This window comes from Chitinophagaceae bacterium, from assembly GCA_030053935.1.
GTDB lineage: Bacteria > Bacteroidota > Bacteroidia > Cytophagales > JASGCU01 > JASGCU01.
In genome coordinates this window covers 1-13,805 of the sequence record JASGCU010000019.1, presented here as the reverse complement: position 1 = coordinate 13,805, position 13,805 = coordinate 1, and the positions used below count along the sequence as shown (strand labels likewise).

Genomic DNA, 13,805 nt, shown 5'->3' with positions numbered 1-13,805 from the left:
TAAATGTACCAAAAGCGACTTTTCAGCGTGGACTCAAATATAAAATAAATCATAACTTATAACTCATACATAAAAATGAATAACCAAAAACAAAAAAACAAAAAAACACCTTCAGCCACCAAAACAGGAAGGATTGATATACAAAAGAAGGACCCTATACCAAAAACACCACCGCATCCCGCTCTAAAATACGGAATATGGGTAATTATATCCATCTCAGTAGCATTATATATACAAACTTTTTGGTATAAATATGTCCATTTTGATGATACTTTATTTCTCTTAGACAATAAAAGCTATTTTACAGATATAAGTAATTTGTGGGTAGGTTTTAAGCAATCCGCAGGATTAGAATATTATCGTCCTATTTTGTTTGGAAGTTTTGTAATTGATTTTCAAATGGGAAATACAGACCCTATGATATACCATATTTCTAATGTATTTTATCATACGGTCGCTTGTGTTTGCCTTTTTTATTTTTTACAGATTTTAGGATATGAAAAATGGCAGGTTCTTTTTACTACTCTTGTATTTACGGTACATCCTTTGTTTGTGCAAGCAGTTGCTTGGATTCCAGGAAGAAATGATAGCATTCTTGCTATTTTTACTATACTTTCTTTTATTTATTTTCTCCGGTTTTTAAAACAAGATTCTCCAAAAACCCTCTCTTATTTTCTCCATATATTTTTTTATGCCGCAAGTTTATTTGCAAAAGAAACAGGGATGGGTGTTCCTATCGTCTGTTTTTTCTACTTAGTATGTATATTTTCAACAGAGCATACAAAAAACAAAAAAAATACATACGTTTTGTTGGCAGTAGGTTGGTTTATAACCACATGTATATGGTTTCTTATTCGTAAAAAAGCATTAGATTTTACTGCTTCTTTGGGAGTCACTCCTTTTGCAGAAATAGAATATAGTGTAAAAACAGTTCTCTATAATCTTCCTTTTTTGATGGAAGCAGTAGCAAAATTTTTTATTCCTTACCATCTATCTGTTTTTCCCGCTTTCTCTTTTCAGATTACTTTTTTGGGAATTATCATAACTATTCTATTAATAGCAGTAGTCATTATTCTCAAGCCCCGGATCCCTTTTATTATATGGGCATCAGGATGGTGGTTTTTGTTTTTGATCCCATCTATAATGTTTCGTTTTCAGACCGCTTATACATCAGATTATTTAGAACATAGAGTTTATCTGCCTGCAATAGGAGGTATTATATTTATAAATGAAATAGTAAAAAGAATTTCCGAAAACAATTTTGTCCCGTATTTTAGAATACATACCAAAAAAATAGGTATAGCTGTTATTTGTATCTTTTCTCTCATTACTTTCTTTCATATTCAAAATTTTCAAAACGAAGATACTTTTTGGTACAACGCATGTGTCACACATCCCGATGATGCCATCAATTGGAAAACACTTGGAGAAAATTATTTTAATAAAAAAAATTATGCAGAAGCTGAAAAAGCATTTATGCAATCTGTAAAAATAAATCCAAATGATTTTGAGGTAATGTTTCGCCTTGCAGAAGTGTCCGATAATCTCCAAAAGACAGAGTCTGCAAAGTATTTCTATAAAAAAGTCATTGCATTACCCGTTCCTTCTAAACAAACCCTTTGGATTGCCTATTCCAACTTGGGAACTCTCTTTGAAAAATTATCGCAAAACGACAGTGCTCGTTTTTATTACAAACATTTTATATCTTTATATCCTGAAATATGGGAAGCTACTTATACTCTTGCTCTTTCTTTTCAAAAAGAAAATGTATTAGACAGTGCTATCCATTATTATAAAAAAGTATTAAAAATACAACCTCATCAAAAAAATGTACTTGCTAATATAGCAGAAACTTTTCAAAAAATAGATCAGTTTGAAGAAGCAAAAAAATTCTATTATAAAAACTTACAAATAGAACCAAATTCATTTAAAGCTCTTTATGGTCTTGCAGGTATCTATGATAAAGCAAAACAATATGACAGTGCCATCTATTTTTACTCTAAAACTATAGATGCGTACCCACAAAATTGGGAAGCCCCTTTAAATTTTGGGGTTATGTACTATACCATGGGAAATATACAAGAAGCAGAAAAACAATGGTTAAAAGTAACCGAAATAGTACCATCAAATACCATCGCATATACGAATCTTTTAGTTCTCTATGCTTCTACAAATAGAATAACCGAAGGAAAAAAAATGCTTCAAACATTGAAAAGTTTAGGAACAGATATGAGTGCAAACTTCCCACAACTTCAATAATACTATGCATAAACTCACAAAAAAATTTTATTTGAACGGAGATGTTGTTGATATAGCTCGCTCTCTTATTGGTAAAATCCTATTTACAAATATAGGGAATGAACGAACAGCCGGAAGAATAATAGAAACAGAAGCATATAGAGGATATGATGATATGGCTTGCCACGCATGCAGATTCGGGAAAACACAAAGAAATGAAGCAATGTTTTATGAAGGGGGTATTTGTTATGTATATCTCTGCTATGGAATACATCATCTTTTTAATATCGTCACAAATACAGAAAATAAAGCAGATGCTGTTCTCATAAGATCAATAGTCCCAATCATAGGAATAGATATAATGGAAAAAAGAGTACATAATAATAAAAAACTACCACTAAAAACAAACGGACCAGGAAAACTAACCAAAGCACTTGGCATCAATACTTCATTTAATACATATTCTCTTTTAGAAAATATTATATGGATAGAAGAAGATAATTTTTTTATTGATGGAGGACAGATAGTTGCTACAGAAAGAATCGGTGTAGAGTATGCAGGCAAGCATGCAAGGTATAAATGGAGATTTTTGCTGAACGCTCAAGAAGAGAAATAATAAGGTAAGATTTTTATTGTAAAAAAATAAAGGTATCTCTCAATAGACACCTTTATTTTTTTTATCTTTATTTGTTAAAAATCGTTCTTATAGTTGTTTTTTACTTTCTGCTCCATAGATAACGTATAAAAAGAAAAAATACTTTTTATATGAGGTAGGTATGTATAACAAAAAGTTAGTACTCCCAAAGATTTGATTCAAATTCTAATAATTCATATTCTATATCTTGCGCAGCATATATAGCATCTTTAGGAGATTTAGTATAAATATCTCTAATAAATTCATTTTTAGGATTTGAATATTTTATAAGAGTAGCACTAAATAATCTAAGAGCAAAAGCGTCTGCAAAGTTTCTTTTTTCTGAATCGTTTTTAGGATTAAACCAAAGTGATTTACTCGGTTGTTCTCTAAATAATTTTTCTAAATCTTTATATTTGAAAGTAGCTAATGGTTTTTCGAAAGTGCCTGTTACTTTATATGGTAAAACGACAGTAATAGATATAAGGTCATGGTACATTCGTGATCTATTTTTATCAAAAATAAGGTCTTCTTTTAACTCTATTATAGAAAAATCTTTATATAGATATTCATTTGAAATAGAAGATTCATTTGAGTTTTTATCTCCAAATCCATTTTGAGTATCTTCAGGTTCGGTAGATGAGGTAAGCACAGGAAGTTTTAATCCCTCTAAAAATCTTTCTTTTGTCATACGTCTATTTAACGAATCATTTGCTTCATAAGCTACTAAAAAACCTGATTTTACTGATTCTATAATCAATTTAGGTAATTCTGAGTTATATGCATAAAAAGGAAGGTTTTGTTTCTCCTGAAGATCTATTCTAAACCAGAGGGTTTTTTTAAACATTTGTTGAGATTCGTGTATGGGAGCAATAGAATTAGGATTATATCCATTAGATTCTCTTTCTTGACCATAACAAGGAATATATACTATTATTACACAAAATAATAAGCAGTTACACAATATTTTTTTCATTTTTTTAAAATTTAAGTATTACATTTATTTAATTGGAACAAAGACGATTCTTTCGTATTTTGTAAATTCTTCTATTTGATTTTTAAAATTCATTCTCTGAACTTGTTTTATTTCTATAACAATAATATCACCAGATTTTGCTTGTGATCTCATCTGTGAAGTATTTATAGATTCTCCAACTGTTTGAGTAGGGGTTACTCCTCTGCCGGATCTTACAAGGGTTATTTCTGCTTTATTGACTCTAAATCTACTATCATTTGGTAAAAATGATTTGAATGATTCATCAGCTATTACAGTTAACTTTATAGAATTTGGGCATTGTGGGATTCCGTTTTTAGAATCTACTATTTTCCCATCTACAACAGCTTTTATTTCTATTGATGGGATTCCTTTTGTTTTAAATGATTGTTTTCCTACTTCATTTCCATTACTATATACGGTAAGTATTACTTCTTTTGCAATAGAATTAGGAATTATAGTCACAAATCCTTTTTCTGCCCCTGAAATAGCTTCTCCTCCATCTACTTTAAAACTGGGGAGATAGGCAATTCCTAAAGCAGGGACTTGAACATTGAGATCATTTCCACAGTTTCTATAGAGTGCTTGTACCGAAGCGGATTGGATTTGTATAACGGGTTTGGACACAAAATATTTAATTTTATTCGTAATACTTGAGTCTCTTCCATCAGGAAGTTTTATGATTATGGAAGCATCAAAGTATTTTTCTATTAATCCTTGATCATTATAGTTTCCTCCGGCTGAGCTTGCCAAAAATTCTACGTGACCAAATCCATCTTTTACAGGAATTTCAGAATTATTTACTTTCATTTTCGGACTAATAGCTGATGATGACGCTGCTAAAAACAATTCAGCGGCATATTTTGTTCCTGCAGCTACAATGTTTGATTCAGGTTTTACCATAGCAATTACTTTGTCAAATTTTATATCTTCTGCACCTACTTGTCGTGCTAATTCTTCTAAAGCTGCTATTTCTATGTCGGTTACATCCGATTGGAGTTGACTTAATGATGCTAGTCCTCCTACCATTGGAGTATTAGCTCCAAAGTTTAGCTCTGAAAAATCCTTAGTGTTTTGTTCTTCATCATGTTTAAATACTTCTATGTTTTTTCCATCTAGAGCCAAATTTTTTATTGTTTTTGCGATACCTTTTTTATTACCGGGATCTACTTTTTCTCTAATAAACTGAGAATACTCATTCAGTATTTTTTGAAGTTTAACACCTTCGCCTCTTTGAATCATTATTTCTGGTGCTTTATCGATGTCTTTTTCTCCTTTATATTGCCCATATTCGTCTATTCCATCGGTTTCTGCGATAAATTGTTTTTTGTAATTTTCTAGAATTGTCAGGACTTTATCACCTTCTTCTTTTACTTGTTTTGCTTTATTTAGGGTTTCTACATCGTTTTTTCTATTTCCTGTTTTTTTTACTACATCTTCTATTCTTAAAACAGTGTTATCTATCAGTTCTTTTTTTTGTGTTACTGCTTGGTCTAAACTTTTACTTATAAGAACAAACTTTTTGAGTACCGAAGTACTGACATTAAGAGCTAAAAGAGCTGTTAATACAAGGTACATCATACCTATCATTTTATCTCGCGGGGTTTGTCCACCTGCCATATATGTAATTTTAAGTTAAAGAAATTAATTTTTCATAGCGGAAAGCATACTTCCGTATACTTTATTAAGCTGAGATATATTATTTGTAAGTTTTGACAGCTCTGTTCTAAATTGTTCTGTATCTTTACCTGCTTGGAATATATTTTCCATTGATTGACCCACGTTTGTATAAAAATTATTCATGGATTTAAGATGAGTATTTGTATCTTTTAGTTCCATTTCATATACTGTGTTGAGAGCATTCAAATTTTTTGTAGCGGTTAGTACTTGTTTTTGATATTCTTGAGCTTCTTTTGACACTTCAGAGTATTGGATGATAGATTCTGCGGTAGCTTTGTATTCATGAGTTATAAGTTTAAGAACAGAAGAAGCTTCTTTAGCTTGGATAGCATATTCACTGGTTGCTGTTGCAGCATTAGACATTCCGGCAAGTTGCCTTGCTGAATCCGCTAATGTTTTCATACCTTTTCCTAAACTATCCACTAATTCATTAGGTATTTTTTCTCCTAAAACTTTATCCAACTCTTTTGTTATATTTGTATTTTTATGGTGATGTGTAGTTTTTATACCCATATCTTCATAATTTTCTCCTAATTCAGGATATATTTTTGACCAATCAACTTCATGTTTTTTTGGTTCAAAAGCACTTAAGAAAAATATACCTGCTTCTACTCCTAAACCAAGTCCTAACATAAATCCAGAACCCGGTAGATGTAGTATTTTAAACATAGCACCCAATATAACAACTGTAGCACCTAACCCATAAACTTTAGGCATTATAGTAGAATACAATAAATTTACAAAACCTCCTTTTTTACTTGACATAGCTTTATTTTAAGTTAAATAAAATAATAAAATATAATTAATAGTTAAAATTCAGATCCTGAAGATCTTCCTAAATGTGTCATAGCACACCTAAATCCTATACTAGATCGTGCTGAATCTTTGTAGTCAAAAGATCTGGTTCCTGTTTCGCAATAGTATGCTATATCTTTCCATGATCCTCCTCTAACGATTTTTCTTTTTTCATTATCATTATAATATACAGGATTTAAATCCCATACGAGAGGTACGGATGATGGGTTATAAGCGTCTTGACACCATTCGGCGACATTTCCAGACATTTCGTACAATCCAAAATCATTTGCAAAAAAAGCTCCTACTGGGCATGTATAAGCGTAACCATCATCATAGTAATTTCCCCTTCCCGGTTTAAAATTAGCTAACATACATCCTCTTGTGTTTCTTATATAAGGATTTCCCCAAGGATATTTTGCCATGTCTCTTCCTCCTCTTGCTGCATATTCCCATTCTGCTTCTGATGGAAGTCTAAAATTGGGTAATACGGGTTGGTCTAAGGATTCTCTGTATTTATTTAAATGTTTCGTTCTCCATTTACAAAAGTATTGACTTTTTTCCCAACTCACACCAACAACTGGATAATCGTCATAAGCAGGATGAAACCAATAATATCTCATAATAGGATCTCCCCAATGATATGAAAAATCTCTCACCCATACCATGGTATCAGGAAGAATATCTTCTAATGCAAATTCTTCTACAACATTTGTTTCTGTTTCCTCAGCTGTTTCTGTTGATGTGTTTTCTTCTTCTTGTCTTTTTATGTCTTCTACAAATTGTCTATACTCATTGTTAGTTATTTCTGTTTCATCCATATAGAAACCACCAATAGTAATTTGTTTATTAAAATTAATCTGAGTATAAGGGACATCTTCATCCCCTTGCCCCATATGAAAAGTACCGGGTGGAATATTTACCATACCAAATGGGATAGTCATTTTCCATGATTTTCTTTTAGCTGCTCCAATAAGTTCACCTCTACTATTATCAGATGATTTTTTAGAACCCCCACAAGATTGAAGTAAAAATACTAATAGTAGTGTGAATAACGCTCTGTTTTTTAAAAAAATTGCTTTTATTATCATTGTATTTATGAATAAAATATAATTAAGTTGTTAATGTTATAATTTAATAAATATTTAATATTTTTTCATTGTTATAATATTTTTAGTAGTTTTTGACGTTAAATATGTGTTTTTTTTTATGAAAAAGAAAAAATATGTTTTTTTCTAATAAAATGTGTTCAACTAGTATCTAAATCTTGGGGTTCTGATTATTTTTTTTGTTCCGTCTTTTGAGTTTTTATAGGATAGAAATGCATATCTGATATGAATTTCATGTGAAGTGGGTGATTTTGCGGATGTATTATTGATGGTAACATCTATTCCGTAGCTTATTCTTAGTGTATTATTTTTCAGAAAATACATTGCTATGTTTCCTATGATAGATTCTTGATTTTTATAGTATACTCCTATTTCTATTTTTTTATTGTAGATTTGACTTATACCTATCGTAAAAGTTGTAACGTACAGGTTACTTTTTATGAATACTATGGGTTCTATTTGTATTGATTTGGTTATATTTTTAGAAGTTCCTAAAATAAAATTATATATAATGAACGTAGAATTATTATCTATAAAATATTTAAATGGTGTGGCAAGTACATTTTGTATGGAGGCACCTGCATAAAATATAGGGTTTTCAAACATTATACCTATGTTTATATCTGGTCTATAATAAAATTCGTTGTTAGATCTATTTATGAGGAGCGGGTCATTTTTTTCATTAGGTTTTAATTGTTCGTAGTTGATTCCTTGTATTTGGAGTATTGGTGATATACCAAATGCTAGTTTATTATTTTTAATATGTATGTTATAAGAAAGATTTAATTGAGAGTATATATTATTACTGGCACCAATTTGTTCGGATGTAATGTTTATTCCGCTTATAAGTTTATTAGAAATAATGGGTTGGATGAAAAAAAATTGTTGTGAGTACGGTGCTCCTGATGTTCCGTTACTAAATGTAGAATATCCTGTCCATTGGGTTCTATAGAATATACCAATACTTGCAGATTCTTCCATGGCAAGCATGGACGGATTATAGTAGCTTTTATTATAAAAAAACTGTGTAAATTGTGGTATTTCTTGAGCATTTGTAGAGAGTGTTAATAAACCACAATTTATAAATAAAGAGAATGAAATATTTTTTTTCATTTTTGCTATTTAATTAGTTTAATGTAATAAGATGTGTATGCTTTATTTATGACATTAAAATTAAAATTATAATTTTAAAATTTATGTAATAATATTGTTTTTTATAATATGTAGGATATGAAATATAACACATTAAAATTAAGTATAATTTATATATAATAGGAATATTTTTCTTTATTAGAGAGTAATTAGGAGTGATTATCTATTTTTTTTATATAAATATAAGAATTTATATGTTTTTTTTATGGTATTGATATTCCTTTAATATTTCTATACAAAGCGAGAGCATTTCCATCGGTAAGTCCTGATATAAAGTCTAGTATGATACGTAATTGTAGGTAAATAGTGTTTGTGTTTTGGAGTTGGGGTTGAATGTCTTCAGGTAGTAGGTTGCAAATAATTTTATTTTTATGGGAGGGGTTATCTTTGGAGAAAACTTTATAGGAAGATGTGCAAAATGCTTCCATTAGTCCAGATATTACTTCGAATCCTGCGATTTCTTTTTGTTTTACGGGATGTGAGTTATAGATTTCTTTTCGGGATAGTTCTTTTATGTTTTTTAGGATATTTTTTGATGGGAGTATAGAGAATAGGTCTTCTTTAAATGTTCCGTTCATTATTTGTTGTTGGTGGGTGATGAATACTTCAGATGTTTGTTGGATGAGGCTTTTTATGGTTAGTGCTCTTAGTACGGCTATTTTTTCTTGTGGGGAGTTATATTTTTTTAGTTTGTCGGGTTGGAAGTTTTTTTCTATTATGTGTATAAATTTTTCTTGTACTACTTCGGAGTGTATCCATCCGAGTCGGCATGCGTCTTCCATATCTATTATGTGATAGCAGATGTCATCGGCTGCTTCTACGAGGTATGTGAGGGGGTGTCTTTCCCATGCTTTTTCGGTGTGTGTTTCGATGAGTTGGGTATTTTGTGCTATGTTGATAAATTGTTTTTTTTCGGATTGGAAGAATCCGTATTTTTGATGTGATCTTTTGTTTTTATCTTTTTCTTTGAAGAAGGATTGGCATGGGTATTTTGAGAAGGTGGCGAGAGTTCCGTATGTAAGTTTCATTTTATGGGAGTATTGATTGTTACAGAGTAGTCGGAATCCTTGTGCGTTTCCTTCAAAAGATATGAGGTCGTTCCATTCTTCTTCTGTGGTTTTGTTTTTAAATTTTTGTCCTTCGGGGTGGGTAATAAAATATTCGGATATAGCTTTTTCACCGGAATGTCCAAAAGGTGGGTTTCCTATATCGTGTGCGAGGCATGCTGCTGCTACGATGGATCCGAAATCAATAATTTGTGAGTACCATTTGAGTTCATTTTTTTTTGTTGGGGGTGGTAGTATTTTGTAGGCTACTTCTCTTCCTAAAGATCTTCCTACGCTGGATACTTCTAGGCTGTGTGTTAGTCGGTTATGTACGAAGTTATTTTCGGGTAGTGGGAATACTTGTGTTTTATCTTGTAATTTTCTGAAATAGGATGAGAATATAATTCGGTCGTAATCTGTTTCGAAAGGGTTTCTGATGAGATGATTTTCGTTTGTTTCTATTTGGGTTGTTCCGAATCGTTGTTTATTGAGTAGTGTTTCCCAGTTCATAAGGTTGAGTTGGATTTTTTTCTTGGTATTTAGATGGGCATTTCATAAGGATTTTATTTGCTATAAATTTTTGTTTATGAAAATATCCTATTACTACTATATTTTCTGATTTTGTGAGGTCTATGGGGAGGGGGTTATTATAATATACTCTTTCTTCTTTATTATTTTGGTCTGTCATGAGAAAGGAGCATGAGAGGTGGTCTGGGCTTGTTATTATTCCGATGGGTTTATTATATATGCTATCTTTTTTTAGTTTTCCTACTATGTGTATTGGGGATTCATCTCCGTTTATGTATTGTTGATGTGCTTCTGTAAAGGATAGGTATTTACTTGTATTTCCTGCTGTTATAATGATTATAAAGAGTGATACTGCTATAATGAATATTCCTATTATATGTGATTTTTTCATGATGGTGTATTTATTTTGATTTCTGTTAGTTTTTGTTCTATGTATTTTATTTTTTTGTCTATTGTGAGTATGTATAGGAATATTCCTATGAGTATTATGAGGATGATTGTTATTACTATATATATTTTTCCTTCTTTTCTGAAAGCATCAGCCATTGGTATGGATGTATTTTCAGATGTATGAGGTGTTATTTGTTGTGTTTCTTGGGCGTATATTTGGTGTTGTATACAAATAAATAAGATGGTTATTATTTTTTTCATGTTTGTTTTTTATTGTGCGACAAAGAATATTGCGTTTGCGAATAATAATTTTCCTTCTTCCCAAAAGGATCTGAAGAGTGGGTTATCTACCATGTAGATGATTGTTCCTTTATTATTATTTTCTACTCCGAAGAGGAGAGAGTTATCTATTGTTTTTTTGATTCTATGTCCTGCGAATCCGCTTGTGAGGGAATTTGTGGAGAAAGTAGCTACGTTCCATGCGTTTTTAGGTGGGAGGGTAGCGAATCTTTCTTCGCTTGTTTTTAAGGAGTAGTATATTTCTGTATATCCGAATGCAAGTGGGTGTGTTTTATCTATGTATGCTTTAAATATTGCTCCTGGTATATAGTTTTGTATTTCGTTTCTTTCTCTGTCTTTGTATTTTAGTTTTTTGTCTTCTTCTTGGTATTTTTTATTTTTGTTTTCGTGTTCTTTTATTTCGTTTTCGTTTTCAAATTCTTTTAGTTGATAAGATGGTCTTTTTAGGAATTTGTAGATTGCTTCTTGTATTGCTATAATTTTTCCTCCTTCTGATATATATTCGTCTATTTTTTTCATTTCTTCTTCTTTGATAGAAGAGTAAGATCCGTTTGGGAGGATGATTGTGTGGTATTCGTGTAATGCTATGTTTTTTAGGTTTTCTATTGGGAGTGTTGTTATGTTATATTGGAGTTGTTGTTCGAATAGATGCCATATTTCTCCAAAAGATAGGGATGATACTCCGTTTCCGAAGAGTACGGCTATTTTTGGGGTTTTGATGAATCTAAATGCGCTGGATCCAAAGTCGGATCCGGAATCTACAAATCCTGTGGTTGTTGTGTAGATTTCTTGTGAAAAGAGTGTTGATGCTTTTTTTATTAGTTGGTCTAGTTTTTCTCCTAATGCTTCGTTACGTTTTCGAGTTATGATGAGAGTTCCTTCGTTAAAAGTTTTTCCTTGGAGAGAGAATGGTGTTTCTGCATATCGGACTTTGACTTCATTTTTGAGTAAGTAGGATAGGAATTGTGCGTTTTTAAAAGTAGTCCATGTGGCTATATAAGCATATGGGGCTGTTTCGGGGATTTCATATTGAGGAGGTGTGTATTGTTTTGTTGTGGGAGTTATTTTTTCTGTGGTGGCAAAAGCTTTTAATCCTTGTGAATATGGGGTTGCCCATGCGGTTATGTCGTATGTAATGGAATCGGTAAGGGTTGTTTTTGGTTCGAAGAGTATGTGTGCAAGGATTCCTTTTGGTTGGTAGCAGCTGATGATGATGTCATTTTCTGTGGTGGTGAAAGTTTCTATGTTATTCGTGGTATAATTATACCCTTTTAATAATTTTGGAGTTGTTCCTATGCTGTGTTGTATTCCTAAGGTATTAAGCCATTGGGTAAGTTTTTCTAATTTAGCTGGAGGATTTTCTGCTTTTATGATGAAGGTTTTATATTGTCCTTTAAAGTTGTTTTTATTTTCAGAGAAGTAGTTTTGAAATTCTTTGAGGGTTCGTTCTATGTTGTTTGCGATGACTTCTATGGTAGATATTCCTGTGGTGAGATGGTGTTGGATTCTTGCTTTTAGTGTAAGAGTATCGTTTTCATCTGTGAGTATTCCTAATCCTGCTCTTCCTCCTCCTGCTTGTTCGTATGTCATTCCGATGGCACCGTTATAGGTAGGGTAAGTATCTCCATAAGAAGGATAGAGGAGGTCGAATCTTTCTTTTGTAAAGTAGAGCCATCCGTTTTTGTCGAAATATTTTGCGTGATTTTTTCCGAGTATTATTTGGAGGTCTTTTTGCCATGGGGAGATGAGTTCATGATGTGGATTTGCTGCGGGTGCAAAATAATATGGATTGTTTACTCCTTGTTCATGAAAATCAACGTGTATTTGTGGCATCCATTGGTTGTAGAGGGGTATTCTTTTTTGACTTTCTATTTGTGTCATCCATGCCCAGTCTCTGTTGAGGTCGAATAAGTAATGGTTTGCTCTTCCGCTTGGGTATAGTTCTGCATGTTCTTTGCTCTGAGGGTCGGGGTTATATTGTGCATTTCCGTATTGGTTATAAAAGTTTACATATCTATCTCTTCCATCGGGGTTTAGGCAGGGGTCTATAATTACTACAAGTTTTTCTAACCAATTTGCTTTTTCTGAATTAGGTTTTAGAAGTTCATACAGAGTAGCCATAGAAGCTTCTGTGGATACGGATTCGTTTCCGTGTACGTTGTAGCTGAGCCATACTATTGGGATTTGCGTAGTGGGTGTTCCTGTGATGATTCCTGTTCTTTTTAAGTTGTCAGTTTTGATGAGGTCTATTTGGGAGAGGTTTTTTTCTGATGATATTATAGCGTATACTAAAGGTCTGTATTCATAAGTATTTCCATATTCTTTTAAGAGAATTTTTTGAGAGTTTTTGGTTACGTGTTGGAAGTATTCTATGACTCTGTGGTGTCTTGTGAATCTTTCACCTAATTGGTATCCTAAAAAATCTGATGGGCTTTGAATCTGTGCTTTGAGTGTAAAAACGAAAAGGTAAAGAGATGTGATGATTTTATATTTCATAGAAAGTATTTTTTAGTTTATTAATAAAATAGTGTTTTTTAAATATATAATATAAAATAAATAAGTGTATGTATAGATTCTAAAAATTGATTTTTATTTTTTTTTGACATGAAAAAATACGAGAATGCTTTTATTAGTATTTTTCACAATGATAATATAAAAAAATGAATAGTATCATTTTTTTATTTCTTTTCTGTTTTTTTTGTAAAAAAACAAAAAGATGAGTGGTTTAAGTAAAAATAGACAAGAATATTTTTTTAAAACTTTACCACTATTTCGTTTATCTTTAAATAACTCTCCTTAGGCAAAGATATAATAAAAATTCATTCCTTTCCCTTTTAAAAATGTTACCATAAACTTTTTAAAAATAATGTTTAGGTAAAGTGCTTCATGTATTTACCAAAAAACCTTAATCATTATAAAAAAGATGTCTCCTTTTTGAA

The 13,805-nt window shown here is 31.4% G+C and carries 11 protein-coding genes; 2 read left to right on the top strand and 9 right to left on the bottom strand.

Going from position 1 to position 13,805, the window contains the following annotated elements:
- Positions 1–75: 75 nt before the first annotated feature.
- Positions 76–2,259, top strand: a complete 2,184-nt coding sequence (locus QM536_03610; GenBank protein MDI9356097.1) for a tetratricopeptide repeat protein — start codon at positions 76–78, stop codon at positions 2,257–2,259.
- 4 nt (positions 2,260–2,263) lie between these two features.
- The gene (locus tag QM536_03605) at positions 2,264–2,854 is read left to right on the top strand and encodes a DNA-3-methyladenine glycosylase (GenBank protein ID MDI9356096.1); all 591 of its coding nucleotides are present in this window, start codon (positions 2,264–2,266) and stop codon (positions 2,852–2,854) included.
- Positions 2,855–3,029: 175 nt separating this feature from the next.
- Here the strand turns inward: QM536_03605 and gldN are convergent, their stop codons facing one another.
- The 9 genes from gldN to QM536_03560 form a co-directional block, all read right to left on the bottom strand.
- On the bottom strand, positions 3,030–3,848 hold the full coding sequence (gene gldN / locus QM536_03600; protein MDI9356095.1) for a gliding motility protein GldN: 819 nt from the start codon (positions 3,846–3,848) through the stop codon (positions 3,030–3,032).
- Between the two features lie 24 nt (positions 3,849–3,872).
- Positions 3,873–5,486, bottom strand: a complete 1,614-nt coding sequence (gene gldM / locus QM536_03595; protein ID MDI9356094.1) for a gliding motility protein GldM — start codon at positions 5,484–5,486, stop codon at positions 3,873–3,875.
- A gap of 24 nt (positions 5,487–5,510) precedes the next feature.
- Positions 5,511–6,311, bottom strand: coding sequence for a gliding motility protein GldL (gene gldL, locus QM536_03590; protein MDI9356093.1), 801 nt, complete (start codon positions 6,309–6,311; stop codon positions 5,511–5,513).
- Between the two features lie 44 nt (positions 6,312–6,355).
- Positions 6,356–7,432: an SUMF1/EgtB/PvdO family nonheme iron enzyme gene (locus QM536_03585; protein ID MDI9356092.1), complete on the bottom strand. Its 1,077-nt coding sequence runs from the start codon at positions 7,430–7,432 to the stop codon at positions 6,356–6,358.
- Between the two features lie 162 nt (positions 7,433–7,594).
- Positions 7,595–8,563, bottom strand: coding sequence for a PorP/SprF family type IX secretion system membrane protein (locus tag QM536_03580; protein ID MDI9356091.1), 969 nt, complete (start codon positions 8,561–8,563; stop codon positions 7,595–7,597).
- 242 nt (positions 8,564–8,805) lie between these two features.
- Positions 8,806–10,158 (bottom strand): deoxyguanosinetriphosphate triphosphohydrolase, encoded by a 1,353-nt coding sequence (locus QM536_03575; protein MDI9356090.1) that lies wholly within the window; start codon positions 10,156–10,158, stop codon positions 8,806–8,808.
- Positions 10,133–10,567, bottom strand: coding sequence for a cytochrome c maturation protein CcmE (locus QM536_03570; GenBank protein MDI9356089.1), 435 nt, complete (start codon positions 10,565–10,567; stop codon positions 10,133–10,135). Before QM536_03570 ends, QM536_03575 begins: the two co-directional genes overlap by 26 nt.
- Positions 10,564–10,827: a hypothetical protein gene (locus tag QM536_03565; GenBank protein MDI9356088.1), complete on the bottom strand. Its 264-nt coding sequence runs from the start codon at positions 10,825–10,827 to the stop codon at positions 10,564–10,566. The genes QM536_03570 and QM536_03565 overlap by 4 nt, the downstream gene beginning before the upstream one ends.
- A gap of 9 nt (positions 10,828–10,836) precedes the next feature.
- Positions 10,837–13,362, bottom strand: a complete 2,526-nt coding sequence (locus QM536_03560; protein ID MDI9356087.1) for a M14 family metallopeptidase — start codon at positions 13,360–13,362, stop codon at positions 10,837–10,839.
- Positions 13,363–13,805 lie beyond the last annotated feature (443 nt).